Below are 21847 nucleotides of genomic sequence, written 5' to 3'. Positions count from 1 at the left end.
GTGCTCAGAGCTCGATTTCCGGGTCGTCGGGTCCGGGTTCGTGCGGTCGCGCGGAGCCGCCGGTCATGGGGTCGTCCGCCCGCGGGTCGCGGGACGAGCCCGGCCGCGGCCTCGGCTTCGGCCGGGACGACGGGCGCGGGCGGCGCTTGTCGGTGAAGGCGAGCGTCCACTGGGCGTCCCCGCTGGCGCCGTCCCCGGAGGTCTCGATCGGCTGCCCGGCGGCGCCGATCGGCACCTCCTGCCGCTCCCCGTCGGGGGTGCGGACGTCGACCCGCCCCGGCTGCCCCCGCCGGACCAGGTACGCCCGCTCGCCCCGCTTGGGGTAGTCCAGCCGCGGCCTGCCCTCGTCGGAGTCGCGGATGATGAACCGGAACTGCGCGGCCCACTTGCCGGTCGGGGCGCGCAGCTTCGGCCCGACCGGGTCGCCGTCCCGGTTCAGCACGGCGACCAGGCCCCGCACGTCCACCCGGCGGCGGCGCACATGCCGCACCCACAGCAGCGCCGCCGCGATGAGGGCGAGCACGAGCAGGCCGGCGAGGATGAACGCCCGGTTCCGCTCCCACCACGTGGGCGGCGGCTCGATCGTGACGGTGAGCTGCCCGTTGGCGTAGACCTTGCCGAGGTTCGCGGGGTCGACGGCCTTGACCGTGAGCGAGGTGCCGCCGAGCGCCGCCTGCGGGCCGAACCTGACCTGGAACGGGTGGTCCGACCTGCCCTGGCGCACGGCCAGGTCGGCGGCCGAGAGGGTGGTGGCGGCCTGCGACGGGCCCTCCAGGACGAGCCGCGCGTTCACCGGCCCGCCCGCGTTCTCCATCGTCAGGGTGCCCTCGACGGCCGCGCCGGGCCGCACCTCCGCCTCCGAGTCGAACGCGATCCGGCCCTGCAGGACGGGCGCGTCGGCGGACACGCCCACGGTGACCGGGACCCGTTCGGCGCGGATGCCCTCGCCGGACACCACCCCGGTGAACGTCACGTCCCCGGCGGTGCCGGGCGCGGTCAGCGTGCCCGCGTACCGGCCGTCGCGGGCGACGTCGTCGGGCGCCTTGCCGTCGTCCCGGACGACCACGTCCGACTGCCGCCCGCCGAGCGCGGGCCCGGTCGCGACCACCGCGAAGTTGAGCGAGGCCAGCGTGCCGGGGTCGGTCACCGCGCCCCGGCGGGTGAGCAGCGACAGCCGCACGGTCAGCGGCTGCCCGGTGCGCGCGGCAGGTGGCTCCACCACGATCGAGGAGCGGACCGCGCCCTGCCAGATCGCCGTCGCGCTGACCAGCTGGCGGGACAGCTCCTTGGGCGCGGTCAGCTTGACCTTCCACTTCCCGGCGGCCGGGTTGACCAGGCCGAGCGTCTCGACGACCGAGTTCTCGCCGCTGCGGCTGAACTCGGTGTCGCCGGTCCGGCCGCTGGACGGCACGGGCCGGTCGCCGCCCGGCGCGTAGTAGTCGACCCGGACCCGGGGGTCGCCCTTGGACACGGTGATCTTGCCGTCGGTGGCGATCGGCGGGATGGCGACGATCAGCTCCCCCTCCCCGCCGGGTTGCAGCTCGGTGGTGTCGGTCGGGCTCAGCCCGTAGCAGGCCGCGGCGGCGTGGGCCTCGGAGAGGGAGCGCAGCACGTCTCCGGAACCGCGCACGACCCGGGCCCGCGGCCGGGACCCCGGACGGTCGTTGCAAGCCTGCTGCGAACCGCCGGCGGCGAGCCCGTTCAGCGCGCCCTGGTCGATCTGCGAGCCGAAGCCGAGCGGCCAGATCTGGATCCGTCCGGCGGAGGCCAGCCCGAGCTGGGTCTTGAGCTGGCGCTGCGCCTCGGTGTTGCGGTCGCCCTCGGCGCGGCCGTAGTTCGGGCTGCGGTGCACGTCCAGGTTGCCGTCGGTGAGGACGAACACGACCTTGAGCGCGCCGTCCGGGCCGCCCTGTTCCAGCGTCCGGATCGCCTGGGAGAGCGCCGCCACGTGGTCGGTGTCGTTGCCCTCGGCCTCGGTGCGCCGGTGCAGGCCCCGGACGCAGGACGCCAGGTAGTCGTTGCGCACCGCGCTCTCGACGACGGTGGGGCGGCACAGTTCGGTGACGGCCCGCTGGCCGTCACCGCCGTTGTTGCTGCCGAACCCCAGGACGGTGACCCGGCTCCTGCGGTTGAGCCCGCTCTGCGCGATGGTCGCGGTGGCCTTGATCTCCTCCTTGACGTCCTGGGGGGAGAGGCTGGCGGACTCGTCGGCGAGGATCACTATGTCGAGCGGGGTGGTCTCGGGTGCGGTCGCGGGCGCTGCCGCCGCCGGGGGCGCGGCCGGGGGCGCCGACCGGGCCGAGACCGGCTGGACGGGCCAGAGGGCACCCGCGACCACCACCAGTGCAGCGCTCGTGCGCAGGCACCGGAGAAGAGCTTGTTCCATTCGCGTTCGACCCTGTTCTATGCGCGATCTTGAGCCTTGCGCGGGGCAGCCCGGAACGCGGGGGAGGGGTGTCCCGTACCTGCCGGATCGGAGTTTTGTGAAACGCCGAAGTGCGTCACGTATACCGCAAAGGCTTACGTGAACGCCACCAGAGTAGGGACCGCAAGGCCAGGGCAATGCGCACTAATGCGGGTAGTGATCTATAGTGCGGCCGGAATTGTCTGGATCGGGTCGGTTCTGGAGTCCGATGTCCCGCTGTGACCGGCTGTGACGTGCGAAAATAGGCCACATCAGGCCATCGTCGCGGATGTCCGGCCGAATAGTGTAAGACGCCAGATCGCTCCACTTGGGTCCACCTGACTCCGCGCTGCCCACCTTTCAAGATCCACTAGAAAGGATCACGTATAGCGTATATAGATCACCCGTGCCGGTTGTCGTCGTCCTCATCGATCGAAACTTCTAGGGCGCGGACCACTGGCTTCAGCCATGGGGGTAAGCCCTTCTGCAGGGGTCTTTGGTCTGGTGTTTCGAACTGGAGTGCGATAGGCGACCGTGGTCTATATAGTGGCCAGCCATGGGGGTGACGCTGCGTACGAACCGGAAGTCCCGGTTGCCGCCGTTGTGGACGAACTCCTACTTCGTGGCCACCGTCGGCAGGGCCCCGCTTGAGGTGATCAAACGGTATGTCGAGAACCAGAAGAACGTGTGGGGGGTGGAGTCGTCGTGTTGACGGGGCGCAGGTATGTGCTGGACTTCACGCCCGAGCAGGCCGAGTTCGCTGAGCGGATCGGCGGGGCGTGCCGGGCGGTGTGGAACACCGCTCTGGAGCAACGCCGCGTCTACCGCAGGGGTGGCGTGTTCATCGGATATCACGACCAGGCCCGTCAGCTGGCTGAGGCCAAGACCGAGCCGGGCCTGGAATGGCTGGGTGAGGCGCCGGGGCACTGCCTGCAGCAGACCCTGATCGATCTGGACGCCTCGTGTTCCCGGCACGGTGTGTGGGGGGTGCGGTGGAAGTCCAAGACGGCCGCCCGGCCCTCGTTCCGGTTCCCCGAAGGCGGCAAGATCTGTGTGGAGCGGCTGAACCGCAGGTGGGCCCGCGCCAAGCTCCCCAAGCTCGGGTGGGTCCGGTTCTGGTGGACCCGGCCGCTGGGCGGCCCGGCCAAGAACGCCACCATCACCCGCGACGGGCAGCGCTGGTACATCTCGTTCCTGGTCGAGGACGGCATCGACCCGCCTGGACGGCACGCCCGCCCTGACACCGGGATCGGTGTCGACCGGGGTGTGGCGAAGATCGTGACGACCAGTGAGGGGGTGTTCCATCACCAGGTGTTCGCCACCGGCCGTGAGGTCGAACACGCTGCCAAGCTCCAGCGGGACTTGTCCCGTACCCGGAAGGGATCGAACCGGCGCCGGCATGCCGCCCGCAGATCCGGGGCGTTCAAGGCCAAGATCCGGCGCCGCCGCGAGGACTTCGCCGCCAAGACCGCGTGCGTGCTGGCAGGCGGTCACGACCTGGTCGTGTTCGAGTCCCTCAAGACCAAGAACATGACCCGCCGGGCCGCCCCGAAACCAGATCTGGACCGGCCCGGCCGGTTCCTGCCCAACGGCGCCGCCGCCAAGACCGGGCTGAACAAAGCCATCCTGGACAAGGGCTGGCACCGCATTGAACAAGCCGTACGGGCCAAGGCCCGTTACACCGGCACCATCGTGATCACCGTCAACCCGGCGTACACGTCCGTGACCTGCCACCGGTGCAAGCACGTGGACCCGAAGTCCCGCAAAAGCCAAGCGGTCTTCGCGTGCACCTCGTGCGGGCACACCGGCCACGCCGACGTCAGCGCCGCCAAGAACATCCTCACCGCCGGGAGGGCGGAACCCGCACCACCCAGACCGGGTGTGCGGGCCGGGGCGCGCAAACCACGCAACCGCGTGGGCCGGAAGGCAAACCGCCAAGCAACAGCAGCCCAGGCCACCGCACACCCGGAGCCAGCGCTGGCTGAAATCCCCCGGCTCTAGCCGCGGGGAGCACTTCAAGTAGGGATCGATCCGCAGGCGGGCCGGTGCTGACAGGACAGCCTTCATGCTCTTGTCTCCTCGGGACGGGCCGCCAGGCGGCCCCGGAACCGGTGCTGCCTAAACCAGTGATTCGGACGCGGACGACGCCGGCTCGTGCCTGAAGGAGCCGCTCAGCGGTTTCCTCGGCTTGAGGTGGTGCCGGCTGATGTTCTGCTCCAGCAGGGCGATCGACTCCTTGACGCCCACGGCGCCGTCGTCGTGCTCGGGGAGCCGTCCCTCGTCGGCCTTGAGGGCGACCAGGGCGTCCTGCATCGCGGTCTGCGCCGCGAACAGGCAAGGCGTGCTGTATATCGCCACGTCGACGCCGAGCGCGTCCAGTTCCGGCAGCGAGATGCGGGGCGACTTGCCGCCCGCGATCTGGTTGAACAGCAGCGGCTTGTCGCCGATCACCTCCCGGACCCGCTGGATCCACTCGACGCTGCGGAGGCCGTCGACCAGGACGACGTCGGCGTCGGTGGCGGCCAGCGCCTTGGCGCGGCGCAGGATCTCCTCCTCGGTCCCGGCGTCGGTGCGGGCCACCACGACCAGGTCGCGGCGGGTGGCGAGCACCATGTCGAGCTTCTCCAGGTACTCCTCCAGGGGGAGTACCTGCTTGCCGTCGACGTGCCCGCAGCGGCGCGGTCGCCGCTGGTCCTCCAGGATCACGCCGGACGCGCCGGCCCGCTCCAGGTGCTCGATGACATGGCAGGCGACCTCGGGGTCGACGTAGCCGTCGTCGATGTCGACCAGCAGGTGCCGGTCGGGGAAGGCGAGGCGGAGGCGCTGGACGAACGCCACCATGTCCGGCCAGGCGATGAAGCCGATGTCGGGCAGCCCGTAGTGCGAGGCCGCGAATCCGAAACCGGAAACGAAGAGCCCCTTGTAGTGCTGGGCGGCGACCGAGGCTGAGAACATGTCGAAGATGCCGATGAGGGGCGTTACCCCGTCCGACTTTATCTCGCGGCGAAGGTCGTCTCCGTAATTCACTTTTCACGCTCCCGTGGTTCTTTTTGCAGGTCAGGTGGCATGCCTGGAGGGCCTTTGCCGTCGTTGACGTGGCGTTGGGCCGCACTGGCGTGCCGCACGGTGAACAGTTACCCATACATGGCGTGCTGGCGATGCAATGTACGGTTCACGGGAAAGTAAATTCGCTCGGCCGGGGCGCTTTTCTAGATCATTCGGCAAGGGGTTTCGCGGAACGTTCCAGAAACTGCGGACCTTGCCACCGGATACCGGTGAAGGCCGATCCTGACAGGATAGCAACAGCACCGTCAGATAGCCTGTATTGGCGCGCCATCGGACCCTCTGATCGTCTTGTCCGGCCGGCGTCCGGGCCCCCGGGTGGCCGCCTTCGGCCGCGCCGCCCGGACGAGCAGGGGAAAGATGGCGATTCGGGGTACTTGGTCACCCTGCGTTAGGGGGGAAGTGCGATCGAGCGACCGGGGTCCGGCCGGAAACCGCGCAAGGAGCGGCCGATTTGGCGGCTATGGTGGTCTGAGTGACGGAAGGTGTGATGCTCACTTTCCGTAATGGAGCGTTGACGTTCGACCCGAGTAGTTCGGGCATGGGGCATTGGCGGCCGGAGGGGCGGCCCCGTGACGCATTGAAGGCGGTGGCACCCTGAAAGTCAGCGTGATCATGCCGGTTTTCAACTGCCGGCCCAGCCTGGAACGCGCCCTGCGATCGGTGCGCGACCAGTCGATCGGCCGGTCGATCGGCCCGGAGGCGATGGAGGTCATCGCCGTCGACGATGGGTCCACCGACGGCAGCGCCGCGGAACTGGACCGGTGGGCGGCGGGATGGCCCGCGCTCAAGGTCGTTCACCAGCCCAACTCCGGCGGGCCGGGCGGGCCGCGCAACACCGGGCTGGAGCGCGCGACCGGGGAGTACGTCTTCTTCCTGGACGCCGACGACCGCCTGGGGGCCGAGGCGCTGGAGCGGATGGTCGCCATGGCCGACGCCAACGGCACCGACGTGGTGATCGGACGGTACGTGGGCATCGGCCGCAACGCGCCCCGCTTCGACCGCGACGTGCCGCGCACCACCGTGCTCGCCGCCGACCCGCCCGTGTACGACTCGCTGTCGGTGCTCAAGCTGTTCCGGCGGTCGCTGATCGAACGGCTCGGGCTCCGCTTCCCCCAGGGCCAGTTCTCGCACGAGGACCAGCTCTTCGCGGCCCGCGCCTACTTCGAGGCCGACGGCATCTCGGTGGTCGGCGAGTACGACTGCTACTACTGGATCGACCGCGAGGACGGCACCAGCGTCCTGCAGCGCGGCGGCGCCGGCGCCGCCCGGCACTTCGCGTGCATCGGCGAGGTGATGCGGTACATCGGCGACCGGGTGCCGCCGGGGGCCGACCGCGACCGGCTGATGGCCCGGCACTTCCTCAACGAGATCTTCTCCCGGTTCGGCCGCCGCTACCCGTCCCTGGACCCCGCCGAACAGGCCGCGACCAGGGACGGTGCCCGGCTCCTGCTCGAGGCCTGGTGGACCGCTGGGGTGGCCAAGCGGTTCGGCGCGCGCGGCCGCCTGATCGCCCACTGCGTGCTGAACGGCCTGGACGAGCTGCTCGCGCGGGTCGTCCCGTGCGGCCTGGACGGCACCCCGCCGCCGGTGGCCGTCGAGGGCGCCCGCGCCTTCCAGCTCTACCCCGGGTTCCGGGACGCCGCGCTGGCCGTCCCGGAGACCTGCTACGAGATCACCCACCGGGTGCGGCAGCGGCGCCGCCTCGACGCGGTGGAGTGGAACGAGGGCAGGCTGCGCGTCCGCGGCTACGCGTTCCTGACCGAACTGGGCGCCTGGGACCAGTCGGCGAGGCTCGTCCTGCGGCAGCGCGACGGCGCCGCCGAGTACCAGGTGCCGTTCGACGTGGTGGCCTGGCAGGGGGAGCTGCCCGAGATGGTCGCCGACCTCGACCTGGCGACGCTGGCCGGCGGCGGCCCGCTGCCCGCCGGGCGCTGGGACGCCGTCGCGGTGATGCGGGCCGGCGACATCATGCGTGAGGGCGTGCTGCTCCCCAGGCCGGGCGGCACCGTGGAAACGCCCGGCGCCCGCGTCGTGCCGGTGAAGGGCGGGGCCCCGTACGCGACGCCCTACCTCACCACCGGAACCGGGGCGCTGGCCCTGCACTGCGGCGGCCTGGCGGGCGGCCCCGCACCGGTCTCGACGGTCGCCGCGGCGCTGACCCGGGTCCCCGCGCTGGAACTCGCCCTCGCGGTGCGGACGGCCGCCGACGTCGAGGTCACGGCGGTGCTGCGGCGGCGCGACGGCGAGGCCGAGATCGAGGCGCCGCTGCCGGTCCGGCGCCGGTCCGGCGACGACGTGGAGGTCACCGGCCGCCTCCCGCTGGACGGCCTGACCCCCGGCACCTGGGACGCGTGGTGCCGCGTCGCCGTGTCCGAGTCGGTCGACGAGCGCCGCCTGCGCGCTCCCGAACGGCTCCAGGCCGCGGCCGTGAAGGGCATCGAGCCCTACAGCACGGAGAAGGGCAACCTGTCCCTGAAGGTCGCCCCCCGCCGTCGCATCCGGATGGGGTTCATACGCTCCTGAGCCCGTGCGCCCGCGCACCGTGCAGGTTGCGCACGAGACCGACCTCCGCGACGTTCTTGGTCAGCTCGACGGTCACCCAGCCCGCGACGTCCACCAGCCGCATCTCCATCCCCCAGGGCAGCGAGGCCGTCCGCTCGGTGGAGTCGAGGTCGGCGTCGGTGACGCCGCCGAGCTGCGCCTGCCAGTCGGCCTTGAGATCACGCAGCCACGTCGCCGCGCCCGCCGCGGTCCCCGGCCAGGTGATCTCCTCCCGCGGCGGCGCGCCCGTCCCGAAGCAGTGCCCGAGCGTGGTCGTCCACCAGAACCCGATGTGCCAGGTCAGCCAGCCGATCGTGAGCGCCGGGACGGGCTCGGGCTCGGGCACCTGCCAGTCCGCGATCCACCGCCCCTGCCCGTCGGGACGCACCGTCCAGCAGTAGGCCTCCGGCTCCCAGAGGCAGAGCTCGTCGTCGATCCCCTCCAGGTGGTATTCGAACAGCGCCCAGGCGATATCAAGCTGCCGCAGCAGCAGGTCAACACGATCAGCACCCATTCGGCGAGCCTCCCATCACCCTCGCCCGCCACACCAACCGTTTTCCACGCTTAGAGAAAGCCCTGGGAGCGAAGCCATTCGAGGTATCGGTCCATCCAGGTGTCACACGGCAGGCCGCGTTTCCGCCAGACGAAGGCATGGCCGCCCTCCGCGTACACATGCATCTCGACCGAGCGGTCTGCCGCACGCCAGGCGTCGTACAGCGCGAGGTTGGCGGGCACAACGGTCATGCCCTCGTCATCGCTTGCGAACGCGACGAACAGGGGCGGCGCGTCGGCCGGCACCGCGTAGTCGTCGAACACGGGGGCGTAGATCGGCGCGGCGAAATCGGGGCGACCGGCCGCGTCGCGTCCGGTCGCGGCGCCGATCGTGAGCAGCCCTCCCGAGGAGAAGCCGAGCATGCCGACGCGCGCGGGGTCGACGCCCCAGGCGGACGCCCGCTCGCGGACGACCCGGACCGCGCGGAAGGCGTCGTCCTTGGCCACTCGCGACTGCGACTCGATGGCGTCCATGTTGACGTTCGACGCCCAGGTTCCCAGGAACTCCTCGTCCTCCCGGGGCGTGGGCAGGAGGCGGTATCTGAGGACGAAGACGGTCAGGCCGTGCTCGGTGAGCCGGTTCGCGATCTCGGAGCCCGTCCCGTGGGTGAGCGTGGTGAAGCTGCCACCGGGACACACGATCACCCCGGTGCCGGTCGCCACCGAAGGATCGGGGGCGTGGACGGTCAGCGAGGGCACCGTGACGTTGCGGGTCAGCCTGATGTTCTCGGCGTCGCCGATCTCCGGCACGACGGTTTCCTGGCCGTACGCCGATATGTGCTCGGGGTGTTCATCCCCCAGGGGCACGATCTCGTCCGTGCTCATCGGGATGCCTGTTTCCGGGAACGGAGGAGGGTCACGGTTCCGGCATCGCCGTCGACGGTGATCCGCTCACCGTCGCGCAGGTGCTCGGTCGCCGCGCCGGTGCCGAGGACGGCCGGGATCCGGTACTCGCGCGCCACGATCGAGCTGTGGCTGAGCGGCCCCCCGACGTCGGTGACGACCGCCGAGGCGAGCGCGAAGAGGGACGTCCAGGCGGGGGTCGTGACCCTGGCGACCAGGATGTCGCCCGGGCGCATCCGCCCGAACTCGTCGGGACCGTGGATGACCCTGGCCGGGGCGGTCACTCGCCCGGGGCTCCCGGGCACGCCCTTGATGACCTCTCCCGAGCCCTGATCGCCGTGCCCCGAAACGAACCTGGAGAAGTCGACGCCGAGGAGCTTCATGCCGCCCGGAAGCGCGTGCGGCGGCGCGACCTTCCGCTGCGCCTTCCAGACGGCCCTCCGCTCGGCCACGAGTGCGCGCGAGTCCACGGCTCTACGCCCCGCGTCCAGCGCGGACACGGACGCCTCGAGTTCGTCGAGCCGCAGCCAGAACACATCGTCCTCGTGGGCGATCGCGTTCGCGGCGGCGAGCCGACGGCCGATCTCGCGCAGCGCCTGCCGTACCGCCGGCCAGCCCAGGCCCACATCGGCCAGTGCGTCCTCGCGGAGTGGCGCGGCCGCCTGCGCCCAGCGCAGCACGCGCCGGGCGAGCGACACCCGCGGGCCGCGGCGGGCCTGGAGCCCGCGCATGGCCTCCTCGCGCGCCTCCTGGGCCGCGCGTTGACGCGCGTGCGGGTCGGGCGCCTCCTCGGTGAGGAAGAACCGCAGTGTCTGCAGTAGCGGGGCCGGGTCCTCGGCCGGGAGCGGTTTGGCGAAGTCGAGGTCGTAGACCGAGTCACCGAACTCGGACAGGTGCGCGGCGAACCGGTTCTGGAACTCCGTCCCCTCGTCCGGGACATCGGCCGCCACCCGCTCGGCCAGGCCAGGCTGGTCGCGCACCCAGCGCGCCAGGTCGTAGAGGGACTTCTCGGCACGCACGGGCTTGCTGTCGAAGCCCAGCAGGAACGTCAGCGCGGGCGGGTCGCCGCGGCGCTTGGCGAGCTTGTACACCGAGGCGAACAGCGACTCGCTCATGTACGCCGCGGGCAGGACGCCGCCCTGGATGGTGAGGTAGTAACGGGCCGCTACCTCGACGATCTCGCGGACTCCGGCGAGCAGTTCCGCCGCCGATGTCTCGTCGACGGCGCGGCGGCGGTCGATGACGGCGGCATAGGCCGCGTGCGCCTCACGCCAGCGCTGCGGCGCCGTCCGCAGCCTTCGGGGCAGGGTGACCGCCAGGAACCGCGGCTGGGCCAGGGCCATCCGGGCCACCAGCCCGGCCCTGTAGTCGACGTTGTAGTAGCCGTAGCCGTTGATGACCGCCAGCGGATCGTCGAAGTACGGCAGCCGGATGCTCTTGTAGTGCTCCAGGGTGGCCCGTTCCCAAGCGGGGATGCCGAGGGTGGCGAACAGCGGAGACAGCGGCTCGGGGAGCAGTTCCATGACACTGCCCCGGGTGTACTTGCCCTTCGGATCGGGAAGCGTCCAGTCGTCCGCGGCGCCGGGCAGGGCGGTGATCGGGCGCGCTTGGACGATGTACAGCCGCCCGTCGCGCCGCGCCCACTCGATGTCCAGCGGATGCCCGTACAGTTCCTCGAGCCCGGCCGCGATGCGCGCCAGCTCGGCCGACTGCTCCGGTTCCAGCACCGGCCGTCTACGCATCTCCTCGGGCACCGGTTCTTCACGGGTTCCGGTGGCCGTACGGACCGTCATGACCTGTTTGTCGCTGACATCCTGCTGGACGATCGAGCCGTCGGCCTTGGCGACGACCAGCGTGTCGGGGGTGACCTGCCCACCGACGATGGCCTCGCCCAGTCCCCAGGCCGCGTTGACCATCACCTGGTCCCGGGCGCCGGTCAGCGGGTTGGCGGTGAAGAGGACCCCGGCCGCGTCGGCGGGCACGAGTTCCTGGACGACGACCGCCAGGCTGACCTCGTCCGAGCCGACCCCCTGCCGCTCGCGATAGCCGATCGCCCGCGCCGTCCACAGGGACGCCCAGCACCGCTTCACCGCGTCCAGGACGGCGGAATTGCCGCGGATGTTGAGGTAGGTCTCCTGCTGCCCGGCGAAGGACATGTCCGGCAGGTCCTCGGCGGTCGCGGAGGAACGGACGGCGACCGCCACCTCGTCCCCGTCCAGGCGGGCATAGGCGACGCTGATCGCCTGTGCCACCTCGTCCGGTATCGGCCGGTCGGCGAACAGGGCCGCGATCTGCTCGGCCGCGATGTCATGGTCCGCGGCCGAGGCGGCCTGGAGAATCCGCTCTTCCAGGCCGTGCGCCGCGACGAAGCGGCGGTAGGCGGAGGTCGTCACGTGGAAGCCCGGCGGGACCGGCGAGCCGGCCGCGGCCATGCGCGCCAGCGACGCGCCCTTGCCCCCGGCCCGCTCCAAGGTCGCGCGGGTGTCGTCCAGCACCAGGACCAGTGGTTCGCCGGGTGCGCTCATGACTCCTGTCCTCCCTGGTCGGCGCGGGCCTGCTCCAGCCCGCTGAGCAGAACCGCCTTGCCCGTTTCGAGATCGCCACCGTGCGCCGGGGCCAGGGTCTCGAGCATGTCCGCCAGCGTCTCCAGCACCTCGTCCGACGACGGCTGCCCGGACTCGCCTGGAAAAGTGCTCCTGAGCGCCGGCGTGAGGGCGTCGAGGATGAACGCCACGGCCTGGACGTCGACGTCCCGGCGGACGGTGCCCGCGTCCTGCATCACCTGGAGGAACTCGCTGGTGCCCATGGCGTTCGGCCGCCGCTCGAAAAAGCTCGGCCGCTTGCGCAGGTACTTGCCGAAGACCTCCGCGTCCCTTGCGACGATCGCCGAGGCCAGCGGCAGTGCCTTCAACGCGTGCACCATCGCCCGGTAGACGCTCGCCACGCTCCCGCCTCGCGGATCGTCCTCCACCTGCTCGCGCCACGCGTCCGCGTAGCGATCCAGCTCGCGGAGCACGACCGCCTCGACCAGTTCGTCCTTCGATTTGAAGCGCAGGTAGACCAGCCCGCGGTGGAGTGCGACGGCATCGGCGACATCGCCCATCGTCAGCTTGTTGTAGCCGACCCGGAGCAGCAGATCCGCCGTCGCGTCGAGGATGTCCCGCTCGCGTTCCTGTTCGTTCACGCCCACGATTATCACTCTGACAGTTTTTGTGAATCTGTCAACCATGGCCTCGGGTGGATGCGGTCTACTGGGCCCCATGGGCACAGATGAGACGATCGTCCGCTGGCGGTGGGTGTACGGCTACGACGAGGATCCGCCGGGCGGCTTCGTCTTCGGCGACATGGCCCTGCAGGCCGACGGCGTCCTGCAATGGCGGACCGGCGACAGCCCGTGGTCTCCCTTCCCCTGGTGGCCTGGCGAGAAGGACCCGCAACGCGCGGAAGGAATCCTGCGATCCCGCGGCTACGAGCTCCACCCCGCCTGACGCCGCACTTCTCCCGAGTGCCACCGCTCCTGTCAGGTCAGGAATCGGCTTCGGGGACGGGCCTTAGCAGGGCCTGGAGGCTTGGGCGCAGCAACCGGGCGATGTCGTTGGGGGACGCCTCGCTCAGCGCGGAGAGTTCGAGCAGTTGGTGCCCGATGGAGACACCGAGCATCACCGACACGGCGAGAGCGGCGCGCAACGAGGCGTCCTCGCAGGTGAGGGCTTCGCCGATCTGGTCGACCTGCCGCTCCAGAAGGGCCCGCGCGGAGTCGGCCGCTTCGGGGTGGGTGAGCATCGAGCGCATCATCGCCAGCGACTGCGGGGGCAGGCCGCCCAGCTTCAACCCGAGCGTTTCCAAGAGCTGTTCGACCGGCTCGGCGCCGGTGTCCGGGACGGCCGTGATCCGCACGGCGCGGCTGAAGAGTTCCCGCTTGGAGCCGAAGTTCTGGATGACCAGGGACGGGTCGACGCCCGCCTCCTCGGCGACGGCGCGGATGGTGGTGCGTTCGTAGCCCCGTGCGGCGAACAGCGTCCGGGCCGCCGTCAGGATGCGCTGCTCGGAGCGGCGGCGGCGTTCGGCCCGGGTAGGTCCCACCCGGGCAACCCTACCTTGGCTCAACAAGCGTTGATCAAAGGCGTAAACTCAACGCTTGTTGAGTGAAAGGGGCGTCATGGAGACCATCGTCGAGCGCTATCACCAGGCGATGCGCGACAAGTCGGCTGACGCGCTGGCCGACCTTTACGCGGAGGACGCCGTGCACGAGTTCCCGTTCAGCGTTCCGGGACTGCCGCCCTGCTTCGAGGGGCGCGAGGCCGTCCGGGCCGGCTACCGGAAGATGTGGGAGGCCAGCCCGGTGCTCGTCGAGGGGATCGAGGACGTCACGACCCTCCGCGCCACCGACCCCGAGGTCATCGTGGTCGAACAGGTGGTCACCGGCACGGTCGGGCCCGGTGGCCCGGATCTGCGCGTGCCCGGCCTGCTGGTCCTGCGGATCAGGGACGGCCTGATCGTGCATTGCCGCGATTACATGGACGGTTTCGCGGTGGCCGAGGCCCGCCGCTGAGGTTTGACAGGGCGGCGGTGCGCCGGAAAGGATCCGTCCCACACAAGTGAATCGATGAAGTCGGCGCCGCGGTGGCAGGTGGGTGCGCTGGCGTGTTCGCGCATGTCGCGAACACGACCAACACTCCCGGAGGTAACATGTCCCACCGCTGTCCCGACATCGACGTCATCGTGGTCGGTGCGGGAATGGCCGGTCTCGTCTGCGCGGAGCGCCTCCGTCTCCGCGGACATGAGGTCCTGCTCGTCGAGGCCCGCGACCAGGTCGGTGGCCGTACGGCCGGCCGCGAGGTGGACGGCGAGACCGTCGATCTCGGCGGCCAGTTCATCGGACCGGGCCAGGACCGGATGTACGCCCTGGCCGCCGAGCTCGGCGTGGCCGTCTTCCCGACGTTCACCGCGGGCGCGAACGTACTCGAGACCGGCACCGGACGGTTGCGCCGGTTCCGCGGCATGATCCCGAGACTCGGTCCGCTGACTCTGCTGGACGTCGGGCTCGCCCAGTCCCGTCTCGACCGGCTCGCCCGCTCCGTCGATGCCGACGCCCCGTGGCGTAGCGAGAACGCGGCCGCGCTCGATGGGCGAACGCTGCAGTCCTGGATCGACCGTACGCTCAGGACCCGGGGCGGGCGCCGCTTCCTGGTCCTTGCCTGCCGGGCGATCTGGGCCTGCGAACCGAGCGAGCTGTCGCTGCTGCACGCCCTGTTCTACGTGAAGGCCGCGGGCAGTCTGGCGGCGGTGACCGACGTCGAGGGAGGCGCGCAGCAAGACCGGCTGGACGGCGGGGCATACGGCCTGGCCGCCAGGCTCGCCGAGCGGCTCGGCACCGCGATCCGGCTGAACGCGCCGGTCCGGCGGATCGAGCAGAACGATTCCGGTGTCGTGGTCACCGTCGAGGACGGGACCGCATGGCGCGCCGGGCACGTGGTGGTCGCGGTTCCTCCCCCGCTCGCGGCCCGGATCACCTTCCAGCCACCGCTGCCGGCCGTACAGGACAACCTGCTGCAGCGACTCCCGATGGGCAGCGTGATCAAGTACGTCGCCGGCTACCCGGAACCGTTCTGGCGGCAGGCCGGCCTGAGCGGCACGGCCCTCAGCCTTCGCGGCCCGATCGCGATGACCGTCGACAGCACCCCGCGGTCCGGCCGGCGCGGCGTACTGATCGCCTTCGTCAACGGCACGCCCGCCCGAGACCTCGGCACCCGCTCCGCCGATGACCGCCGGACGATCCTGCTGGACGCACTCGGCCGCCTGTTCGGTCCCCAGGCCGTCACGCCGGTGAGCCTCGTCGAGCGGAACTGGAACGAGGAGGCCTTCACCCGCGGCGCCTACTCGGCGGTGTTCCCACCGGGTGCGTGGACCCAAGTCGGCTCCGCGTGGCGCGCACCCGCCGGCCGGATCCACTGGGCGGGGGCGGAAGCCTCGCCACACTGGTACGGCTACATCGAGGGCGCCGTGCGATCCGGAGAAGCCGCCGCGGACGCGGTCGCGCAGGCCCTGGACCGTCCCTCCTGAGTCCGGCCGCACCGCAGTAGGCCGTCGGCACCGGTGTTGAATTTCCCGTTTTTCCTGCTTGTCGCGGATAATGCAAAAAATCTCCGGACTTGCATATGCAGGGAACCGTGATCTTCTGGACACCTTTTCTAGATGATCAACGATCGGCCGTCCGATCGACTCTTAAAGGGTGATGTGGTTCCCCGTGCGGGGACGGAGAGCCCGGCATGTTCAAGTGAAAGCGGGCAAACTGCATGTCCAACCGTAATCCCTTTCATAGGGATGAAGACCATCAAGAGCGGATCTTTCGGGAGGTGGTGGCCGCGACCAAAAAGGCCGCCGACAGGTTCAGGCTCTCCGCGAGCGACACCGACGACCTGGTGGGTGACGTGCTCGAGTCGCTCTACAAGAACCCCGAGAAGGTCCGGGAGTTGGCGGATCGGAAGGCTTTGGCGGGCTATGCCTACACGACCGCCAGGAACAGGGCGTACCAGAACCTGAAGCTCGCCACGCGGCGGAACGAGGTCCCCCTGGACGTGGCTCACCGCGCCCGCGCGGAGGACGCCGGCGCCCTCGCGACCCGGATGGACGTCACGAACGTGGTCCTGGGGCTCGACGCGCGAATTGCCGCCATCGCGTTCGCGCGCATTTTTCTGGAAATGACTTTTCCCGATATCGCGCAAGAGTTCGGCCTGTCCGAAGGGACGGTCAAAAGCCGTTTCCGGGAGGCGCTGGACGAGTTGAAAAAGGTCATCCGGCACTCGAACGATGGCACTGGAAGGTGAGGAAATGGCAGACCGCGACTGGGAGGCCGAGTTCGAGGCGAGGCTGGTCGCTCTGGCCGCCGCGCAGGAAAGGGAGTTCATCCGGGAGGTCTGCGAAGGCGGATCCGCCGCGGCCCGCCGCACTCGTGTACGTTGGGGGCTGCGGACGGCCGTCACGGCGACTGTCGCCGCCGGATTGGCGCTGATCGTGCTCGGTGCCTACCACGTGCTGGATCCGGCCAACAAATCCGGGGTCACCCCCCTGGCCGACCCGAGCCGTTCGGCGACCGGGTCCGTTCCGATCTCGTTCCCCGAGACGGGCTTCGTCACCGACGACACCACCAGAAGCCCGATGCTCACCAACATCGAGGTCGGCGGCAAGACCTACACCTCGGGCTGGCTGCTCACCGAAGGCATCGTCTTCGCGGAGCGCACGATCGAACTCGAGACCCCCGTGCGGCGCGGCGACCTCACCGCCGTGGTCGCCGCACTGGGCACCTCGGGGCCGTGCCTGTGGACCGCCACCATCGGCGGGATCCGCAAGAGTGTGAGCGCTCCCGCCGACGGTTACAAGAACGTCGCCTTCTCCATCGACCGCCTCACCGACGGGATCGTCCTGAGCGTCGAGCGGCCCGGAAGGCCGCAGGGAAGATGCCTCATGACCGGTATCGAGGTGCACAGCCGACCGTCCGGGCAGAACGAGCGCTCCAGACCCTCGCCCATCGCGCCGGACGACGACCCGGCCGAGACCCCGATGCCCACCAGCCCGCCGCCGAGCCCCGAACCGCCCGAGCCGGTCCCGCCATCCAAGGAATCGCCGTCCACGGTTCAGCCCGAGCCGACCTCTCCAACGCCCACACCCGTTCCCGCCGAGCGAAAGGAAGCATGACTCGATGCCCAACTGGCGTAAGAGCCGACGCTGCGAAAAGGAGGACGCCTGCGTCGAGGTCGCACGGCTGCCCGGCAGCACGATCGGCGTCCGAGACAGCGTGAACCCGGTGGACGGCCCGGTTCTGCGCTTCTCCGTCGCCGCCTGGAAAGCGTTCCGCGCTCGCATCGATTGACAGCGACCAGGCCCGGCCGGCGGTCCAGTGCGACGCCGGCCGGGTGCCCTCATGTGACTTCCGCCGTCCAGGTGCGGCCTTGGAGGAGCAGCCGGCCGCGGACCGCGGCGGCGGCCGGGTGGGCGGCTCCGGCGCGGCCGGCCAGGAACAAGGTGTTGATCGGCGGGACCTGTGGCTGATGGAGCAGGCGCAGGCGGCCGTCCGCCAGTTCGGTGGCGCACAGGTAGACGGGCAATACGGTGATCCCGGCGCCCGCGGTGACCGCGGTCAGTACGCCGCGCAGGTCGGGGACGACGACGGCGGGACCGCGGGTCAGCCGGGTTTCGAAGACGGTGCGCCAGTAGCGGCGCAGGATCGGCAGGTTCTCGGCGTAGGCGATCAGCGGGGCGCGATCGATGTCGTCGGCGGTCCAGGTGGGCGCGGCGACCAGGGCGAATTCCTCGTCGGTCAGCACCTCGACGTCCAGGCCGCGGCGGCGGGGACGGATGCTGGAGACGACCAAGTCCAGGCCGCCGCCGGCCAGGTCGGCCAGCAGGTCGTCGGGCATTCCGAACCGGACGCGCAGTTGCAGTCCCTGGGCGATCAGGTCGGCCAGGGACGGCAGCACACGAGCACACAGCAGTTCGGCGGGCCCGCCCAGGTGGACGGCGCGCTCGAAGGGAGCGTCGGACTGGTCGTGGACCCAGTCCTCCAGGCTGTCGATCGCCGGGGCGACCCGGGTGGCCAGGTGGTCGGCGACCTGGGTGGGCGCCATGCCGCGCGGGACGCGGTCGAACAGCGGCCGATCCAGGTCGGCCTCCAGCGTCTTGATGTGGGCGGTGACGGTCGGCTGGGAGATCCCCCGCAGCTCGGCGGCACGGGACACCGAACCGGACCGGTAGACGGCCACGAAGGTCCGCAACAGATCGAACGAGACGTCACGCACCCCGCACTTCTATCAGAAAGCCGATAGCAGCTGCGGCGATGCCCTATTGGATTTCGATACCGGAAGCCGTGAGGATCAAGCCGACGACAACGAGGGAGACACCATGTCCAAGCGGATTCTCATCGCTCTGACCAGCCACGCGGCCCTGGGCTCGACCGGCCGCGGCACCGGCTTCTACGTCGACGAGGCGGCGGTGCCGTGGGAGGTGTTCACCGCCGCCGGCTACCAGGTGGACCTGGTCAGCGTCGCCGGGGGCGTCCCACCACGCGACGGCGAGGACCAGGCCGACCCCCTGCAGCGCCGGTTCCTGACCGACGAGCGCATCGCCGCGCAGCTGGCCGACACCCCCACCCCCGAGCAGATCGTCCCCGACACCTACGACGCGATCCTGTTCGCCGGTGGGCACGGCACCATGTGGGACTTCCCCGACAACCCGGGCCTGGCGCGACTGGCCCGCACCCTTTACGAGCGCGGCGGCGTCGTCGCCGCGGTCTGCCACGGCCCGGCCGCCCTGGTCGGCCTCACCCTGTCCGACGGCTCCTACCTGGTGGCGGGCAAGAAGGTCGCGGCATTCACCAACGCCGAGGAGACCGCCGTCGGCCTGGCCGAGGTGGTCCCGTTCCTACTGGCCGACCGCCTGACGGCCCAGGGCGCCACACACGTCCCGGCCGACAACTTCACCGTCCAAGTGGTCATCGACGGGCGTCTCATCACCGGCCAGAACCCCGCCTCGGCCCGCAACGTCGCCGAGGCCATCGTGGCGGCACTCAACTGAAGACAGCAGCGGCGTCGTCGCTCCCCGGCACGGAGGGCGACGACGCAGGCGCCCACTTGGCTCGCCGCTCAGCTCAGATCGAGCCGCCCACTCTTCACCGCACCAATGAAGGTCCGCCAAGTCCCCGGAGCGAAGCCAAGCATCGGCCCGTCAGGGTCCTTGGAGTCCCGAGCCAGCACCAACGCCTCATCGGCCGCCACCTCGACGCACTCCCCACCGTTGCCGATGCTGTAGCTGCTCTTCCGCCAGAGGCCCACCTCGACGCAGGAACCGTTGTTGGCGCTGCTGCGTGCCTTGCGCCATGTGATCTGGGAGAAGTCCATCCGGACACCTCCACTTTCTTCGGGTCGCACCGTTTATCTACTGAGCTATGTGGGCGATCAAGGCGCGTGACTCGTCAGGGCCGAGTGCTCTTGCCCGGAGCTGATCGAAGAGTTGGGCGTAGTCGTCGACCTCGACGGCATGCTCAAGATAGATACTGCCCCGCCGATAATCAACGTACACGACATCTGGATCGCGACGATCAGAGAAGCTGAGGACCTCGAAGGCGCCGTGCATGGATGGGTGGGCCCCAGCACTGAAAGGCAGCACCTGGATGGTGATTCCAGGCTGCCGAGAGAGTTCGGCCAGATGGCTCAGTTGTTCGCGCATTGTGCTGACCCCTCCCACCTCTCGACGCAACGCGGCCTCGTTCTGGATCACCCAAAGCTCGGGGCGGTCCGCGACTTCAAGAAGCCGCTGTCGCCGCATACGTACTTCAAGCAGGCGTTCGCCTTCGTCTGGGGACACATCATCGTCTGCGAGGAGGACCCCTCGGGCGTATGCCTCGGTCTGCAGGAGTCCGAAGATCACCTCTGATTGATACGTGCGGACATCCGAGACCTCTTCTTCGAGGCCGACGTACACCTCGAACCAGGAGGGGATCACTTCTCCGTACTTCTGCCACCAGCCGCGTTGGCGGCTCTGGCGGGCGAGGGTGATGAGGACCTCCGCGCGCTCCTCGTCGAGGCCGTAGAACTTGCAGAGCGCCATGATGTCGGCGACTTTCGGGGCGTGGGTCGCGGCTTCGATGCGGCTGACGGTGGCCGGGGCGATGTCGGCGAACCTTGCCGCTTCCTCGCGGGTCTTGCCGGCCTCCTTGCGGAGCCTCCGCATCTCGGACGCGAGTCGACGCCTGCGCACGGTGGGGCTCGTCCGACTTGCCATTCTTGCTACCTCCTGGGGGATATTCCCACCGGTCGGGTCATGATTTTTTGAGCGGGCTCACTCTTTTGGGTTTACAAAATCTGTTAGCTCACTCCACACTGCTGACCATAGCGACCATCACGCACGGTCAGCGCGTGATCACGGAAAATGTCCGGTGATCGTGATTGCGTGCCGTGCCCGGCGAAGGGGCGGCCCGACGGTGTCAGCGGAACTTCGACCGCACGAGGTGCGGTTCGGCCTTCTTGCACATCTGTGTTTCAAGCTCGGGGAGCGGCAGGGGTGCGGTTCGGTGCTTGTTCCTCCCAGTACCGGAGGAACGGTGCTGTACGTGCCGTTCGCGAAGCGTCCCGGACGGCTGGGGGTGGCGGCGGTCGATCATCACGGGCGGTGGCTGGAGAGATCGCTCGGGGCCGCGGCGGCCTCCGAGGACGGTGTCCTGCTGCTGTCAGAGGCGCTGACCAACGCGGTCGTGCACGGTGGCGGTGAGATCGTCGAGGTCGATGCCTTCGTGCAGGACGGGGTTCTGCGGGTCGAGGTCGTCGACGGTGGGGGCGGCGGCGTGCCGCACTACGCCGGGGAGCCCTGCGGTGAAGGTGGTCGGGGCCTGCCGATCATAAGCGTGCTCGCGCGGGCCTGGGGCTACGAGGTCCTGGACGACGGGCGGCTGCGCGTGTGGTTCGAGGTGTCCTGCGCGCCGGCGGGCGTGGCCACGTCCGCCGGTTGACCTCAAGTTAGGTTCAGCAATTAGCGTCGCAGTCGTTCAAAGGACTCCACCACGAAAGGTGTCGGCAGATGACACGGCTCGACCTGGGACCCATCGGCGTGACCCTGGGTGTGCGCGCCGACGGCGGGCACCTCGATGACGCCGCGATGCTGGAGGACCTCGGCTACTCGACGATCTGGATCGTCGGCGGCCAGCTGGCGACCCTGGATCCGCTGCGGGACGTCATCCGGGCGACCGAGACGATTCCCGTCGGCAGCGCGATCATTCCCGCCCAGGTCTACGCGTCCGATGATGTGGTCGCATTGCGCCGCGACCTCGAGGCCACCGATCCTGGACGGCTCATCACCGGGCTGGGCGGAGTGCACGGCGACCGGCCGCTGCGCGACATGAACGCCTACCTCGACAGCCTGGACACCGCCGATCCGCCCGTCCCGGCCGGCGCACGCATGCTGGCGGCACTGGGCCCGCGGATGCTGGAGCTGTCCCGCGACCGCGCGGCCGGCGCGCTGCCGCTGCTGGTCACCCCGGAGTTCACCGCGCACGCCCGCGAGGTCCTCGGCGACGAGGCGACCCTGGCCGTTATGGAGTACGTCGTCCTCGAAAGTGATCCGGGGCTCGCCAGGGACACGGTTCGCGAGTCCATCGGCTTTCTGGTCCGGGTCGGCGGCTACCCGCAGAATCTGCGCCGGATGGGCTTCACCGACGAGGACATCGCCGGGCCGAGCGACCGCCTGCTCGACGGGCTGGTCGCCTGGGGCGACATCGACGCCGTTGCCGCCCGCGTGACACGCCACCTGGACGCGGGCGCCGACCAAGTCGTGCTCGTCGTACAACCGACGCGCCCGGACGCCGTTCCCCACGCGGAGTGGCGCGCGCTGGCCAACGCCCTCATCGGCTGAGCCGGGCAGGAGCAGCTCGGCGCGGTCCGTCCCGTTGCCAAG

At 70.1% G+C, this 21847-nt stretch carries 21 protein-coding genes and 1 pseudogene; 12 read left to right on the top strand and 10 right to left on the bottom strand.

The annotated features are described in order from the left end of the window. Positions 1-4: 4 nt before the first annotated feature. Positions 5-2386: a VWA domain-containing protein gene (locus ABD340_RS26415; RefSeq protein WP_344592442.1), complete on the bottom strand. Its 2382-nt coding sequence runs from the start codon at positions 2384-2386 to the stop codon at positions 5-7. A gap of 601 nt (positions 2387-2987) precedes the next feature. Between ABD340_RS26415 and ABD340_RS26410 the strand changes: the two are divergent. Further along, positions 2988-3116 (top strand): annotated as a pseudogene (locus ABD340_RS26410) (transposase); the annotation flags it as partial. Further along, the gene (locus tag ABD340_RS26405) at positions 3110-4405 is read left to right on the top strand and encodes an RNA-guided endonuclease InsQ/TnpB family protein (RefSeq protein WP_344592441.1); all 1296 of its coding nucleotides are present in this window, start codon (positions 3110-3112) and stop codon (positions 4403-4405) included. The pseudogene ABD340_RS26410 and the gene ABD340_RS26405, both read left to right, overlap by 7 nt. Positions 4406-4522: 117 nt before the next feature. Here ABD340_RS26405 and ABD340_RS26400 read toward each other — a convergent pair whose 3' ends face one another. Beyond that, entirely contained in the window at positions 4523-5431 is a 909-nt protein-coding gene (locus tag ABD340_RS26400) for an isocitrate lyase/PEP mutase family protein (protein WP_344592440.1), read from the bottom strand. A gap of 651 nt (positions 5432-6082) precedes the next feature. Here ABD340_RS26400 and ABD340_RS26395 point away from each other — a divergent pair. After that, positions 6083-7993 (top strand): glycosyltransferase family 2 protein, encoded by a 1911-nt coding sequence (locus ABD340_RS26395; protein WP_344593251.1) that lies wholly within the window; start codon positions 6083-6085, stop codon positions 7991-7993. Here ABD340_RS26395 and ABD340_RS26390 read toward each other — a convergent pair. Genes ABD340_RS26390 through ABD340_RS26375 form a run of 4 tightly spaced genes read right to left on the bottom strand, consistent with a single transcriptional unit; the run spans position 7980 to position 12590 of the window. After that, positions 7980-8525: a DinB family protein gene (locus tag ABD340_RS26390; protein WP_344592439.1), complete on the bottom strand. Its 546-nt coding sequence runs from the start codon at positions 8523-8525 to the stop codon at positions 7980-7982. The two genes, ABD340_RS26395 and ABD340_RS26390, sit on opposite strands and share 14 nt — an antisense overlap. A 50-nt stretch (positions 8526-8575) precedes the next feature. Next, a complete protein-coding gene (locus ABD340_RS26385; protein ID WP_344592437.1) occupies positions 8576-9388 on the bottom strand; it encodes an alpha/beta hydrolase in 813 nt (270 codons plus the stop codon). Continuing rightward, positions 9385-11931: a PEP/pyruvate-binding domain-containing protein gene (locus ABD340_RS26380; protein WP_344592436.1), complete on the bottom strand. Its 2547-nt coding sequence runs from the start codon at positions 11929-11931 to the stop codon at positions 9385-9387. The genes ABD340_RS26385 and ABD340_RS26380 overlap by 4 nt, the downstream gene beginning before the upstream one ends. Next, positions 11928-12590: a TetR/AcrR family transcriptional regulator gene (locus tag ABD340_RS26375; RefSeq protein WP_344592434.1), complete on the bottom strand. Its 663-nt coding sequence runs from the start codon at positions 12588-12590 to the stop codon at positions 11928-11930. Before ABD340_RS26375 ends, ABD340_RS26380 begins: the two co-directional genes overlap by 4 nt. Positions 12591-12666: 76 nt before the next feature. On the opposite strand from ABD340_RS26375, the gene ABD340_RS26370 reads away from it, so the two are divergent. Continuing rightward, complete coding sequence (locus ABD340_RS26370) at positions 12667-12894, top strand: hypothetical protein (protein ID WP_344592433.1); 228 nt, start codon at positions 12667-12669, stop codon at positions 12892-12894. Between the two features lie 37 nt (positions 12895-12931). Here the strand turns inward: ABD340_RS26370 and ABD340_RS26365 are convergent, their stop codons facing one another. After that, on the bottom strand, positions 12932-13489 hold the full coding sequence (locus ABD340_RS26365) for a TetR/AcrR family transcriptional regulator (protein ID WP_344592432.1): 558 nt from the start codon (positions 13487-13489) through the stop codon (positions 12932-12934). Between the two features lie 76 nt (positions 13490-13565). Here ABD340_RS26365 and ABD340_RS26360 point away from each other — a divergent pair, with 76 nt between their 5' ends. The 5 genes from ABD340_RS26360 (at position 13566) to ABD340_RS26340 (ending at position 17276) form a co-directional block, all read left to right on the top strand. Continuing rightward, on the top strand, positions 13566-13958 hold the full coding sequence (locus tag ABD340_RS26360) for a nuclear transport factor 2 family protein (RefSeq protein WP_344592431.1): 393 nt from the start codon (positions 13566-13568) through the stop codon (positions 13956-13958). A 137-nt stretch (positions 13959-14095) separates the two neighbouring features. Then, positions 14096-15469: a flavin monoamine oxidase family protein gene (locus ABD340_RS26355; protein WP_344592430.1), complete on the top strand. Its 1374-nt coding sequence runs from the start codon at positions 14096-14098 to the stop codon at positions 15467-15469. 233 nt (positions 15470-15702) lie between these two features. Further along, positions 15703-16233 (top strand): RNA polymerase sigma factor, encoded by a 531-nt coding sequence (locus tag ABD340_RS26350; RefSeq protein ID WP_344592428.1) that lies wholly within the window; start codon positions 15703-15705, stop codon positions 16231-16233. Between the two features lie 4 nt (positions 16234-16237). Then, positions 16238-17101 carry a hypothetical protein gene (locus ABD340_RS26345; RefSeq protein WP_344592426.1) on the top strand — a complete coding sequence of 288 codons (864 nt, stop codon included), beginning with the start codon at positions 16238-16240 and terminating at the stop codon, positions 17099-17101. A 4-nt stretch (positions 17102-17105) separates the two neighbouring features. Then, on the top strand, positions 17106-17276 hold the full coding sequence (locus tag ABD340_RS26340) for a DUF397 domain-containing protein (protein ID WP_344592425.1): 171 nt from the start codon (positions 17106-17108) through the stop codon (positions 17274-17276). Positions 17277-17325: 49 nt separating this feature from the next. Here the strand turns inward: ABD340_RS26340 and ABD340_RS26335 are convergent, their stop codons facing one another. Continuing rightward, on the bottom strand, positions 17326-18201 hold the full coding sequence (locus ABD340_RS26335) for a LysR family transcriptional regulator (protein WP_344592423.1): 876 nt from the start codon (positions 18199-18201) through the stop codon (positions 17326-17328). A gap of 103 nt (positions 18202-18304) precedes the next feature. Between ABD340_RS26335 and ABD340_RS26330 the strand changes: the two genes are divergently transcribed. After that, positions 18305-18976 (top strand): type 1 glutamine amidotransferase domain-containing protein, encoded by a 672-nt coding sequence (locus ABD340_RS26330; protein ID WP_344592421.1) that lies wholly within the window; start codon positions 18305-18307, stop codon positions 18974-18976. Between the two features lie 68 nt (positions 18977-19044). Here the strand turns inward: ABD340_RS26330 and ABD340_RS26325 are convergent, their stop codons facing one another. Continuing rightward, positions 19045-19299 carry a DUF397 domain-containing protein gene (locus ABD340_RS26325; protein WP_344592419.1) on the bottom strand — a complete coding sequence of 85 codons (255 nt, stop codon included), beginning with the start codon at positions 19297-19299 and terminating at the stop codon, positions 19045-19047. Between the two features lie 37 nt (positions 19300-19336). Beyond that, on the bottom strand, positions 19337-20182 hold the full coding sequence (locus tag ABD340_RS26320; RefSeq protein ID WP_344592417.1) for a helix-turn-helix domain-containing protein: 846 nt from the start codon (positions 20180-20182) through the stop codon (positions 19337-19339). Between the two features lie 328 nt (positions 20183-20510). Here ABD340_RS26320 and ABD340_RS26315 point away from each other — a divergent pair, with 328 nt between their 5' ends. Both ABD340_RS26315 and ABD340_RS26310 read left to right on the top strand, forming a co-directional pair. After that, positions 20511-20906 (top strand): ATP-binding protein, encoded by a 396-nt coding sequence (locus tag ABD340_RS26315; RefSeq protein ID WP_344592416.1) that lies wholly within the window; start codon positions 20511-20513, stop codon positions 20904-20906. Between the two features lie 68 nt (positions 20907-20974). Further along, entirely contained in the window at positions 20975-21805 is an 831-nt protein-coding gene (locus tag ABD340_RS26310; protein WP_344592414.1) for a TIGR03620 family F420-dependent LLM class oxidoreductase, read from the top strand. Positions 21806-21847 lie beyond the last annotated feature (42 nt).

Source organism: Actinomadura vinacea (assembly GCF_039532545.1).
Classification (GTDB): domain Bacteria; phylum Actinomycetota; class Actinomycetes; order Streptosporangiales; family Streptosporangiaceae; genus Spirillospora; species Spirillospora vinacea.
The sequence above is the reverse complement of the archived record's forward strand: the minus strand, read 5'-3'. Positions and strand labels throughout refer to the sequence as shown.

What these genes read in the sequence shown, in the direction of transcription:
- ABD340_RS26385 (WP_344592437.1), bottom strand. Translation starts at nt 9,388, where the DNA reads ATGAGCACGGACGAGATCGTGCCCCTGGGGGATGAACACCCCGAGCAC.
- ABD340_RS26370 (WP_344592433.1), top strand. Translation starts at nt 12,667, where the DNA reads ATGGGCACAGATGAGACGATCGTCCGCTGGCGGTGGGTGTACGGCTAC.
- ABD340_RS26330 (WP_344592421.1), top strand. Translation starts at nt 18,305, where the DNA reads ATGTCCAAGCGGATTCTCATCGCTCTGACCAGCCACGCGGCCCTGGGC.
- ABD340_RS26415 (WP_344592442.1), bottom strand. Translation starts at nt 2,386, where the DNA reads ATGGAACAAGCTCTTCTCCGGTGCCTGCGCACGAGCGCTGCACTGGTG.
- ABD340_RS26390 (WP_344592439.1), bottom strand. Translation starts at nt 8,525, where the DNA reads ATGGGTGCTGATCGTGTTGACCTGCTGCTGCGGCAGCTTGATATCGCC.
- ABD340_RS26355 (WP_344592430.1), top strand. Translation starts at nt 14,096, where the DNA reads ATGTCCCACCGCTGTCCCGACATCGACGTCATCGTGGTCGGTGCGGGA.
- ABD340_RS26340 (WP_344592425.1), top strand. Translation starts at nt 17,106, where the DNA reads ATGCCCAACTGGCGTAAGAGCCGACGCTGCGAAAAGGAGGACGCCTGC.
- ABD340_RS26310 (WP_344592414.1), top strand. Translation starts at nt 20,975, where the DNA reads ATGACACGGCTCGACCTGGGACCCATCGGCGTGACCCTGGGTGTGCGC.
- ABD340_RS26345 (WP_344592426.1), top strand. Translation starts at nt 16,238, where the DNA reads ATGGCAGACCGCGACTGGGAGGCCGAGTTCGAGGCGAGGCTGGTCGCT.
- ABD340_RS26325 (WP_344592419.1), bottom strand. Translation starts at nt 19,299, where the DNA reads ATGGACTTCTCCCAGATCACATGGCGCAAGGCACGCAGCAGCGCCAAC.
- ABD340_RS26350 (WP_344592428.1), top strand. Translation starts at nt 15,703, where the DNA reads ATGTCCAACCGTAATCCCTTTCATAGGGATGAAGACCATCAAGAGCGG.
- ABD340_RS26395 (WP_344593251.1), top strand. Translation starts at nt 6,083, where the DNA reads ATGCCGGTTTTCAACTGCCGGCCCAGCCTGGAACGCGCCCTGCGATCG.
- ABD340_RS26320 (WP_344592417.1), bottom strand. Translation starts at nt 20,182, where the DNA reads ATGGCAAGTCGGACGAGCCCCACCGTGCGCAGGCGTCGACTCGCGTCC.
- ABD340_RS26360 (WP_344592431.1), top strand. Translation starts at nt 13,566, where the DNA reads ATGGAGACCATCGTCGAGCGCTATCACCAGGCGATGCGCGACAAGTCG.
- ABD340_RS26380 (WP_344592436.1), bottom strand. Translation starts at nt 11,931, where the DNA reads ATGAGCGCACCCGGCGAACCACTGGTCCTGGTGCTGGACGACACCCGC.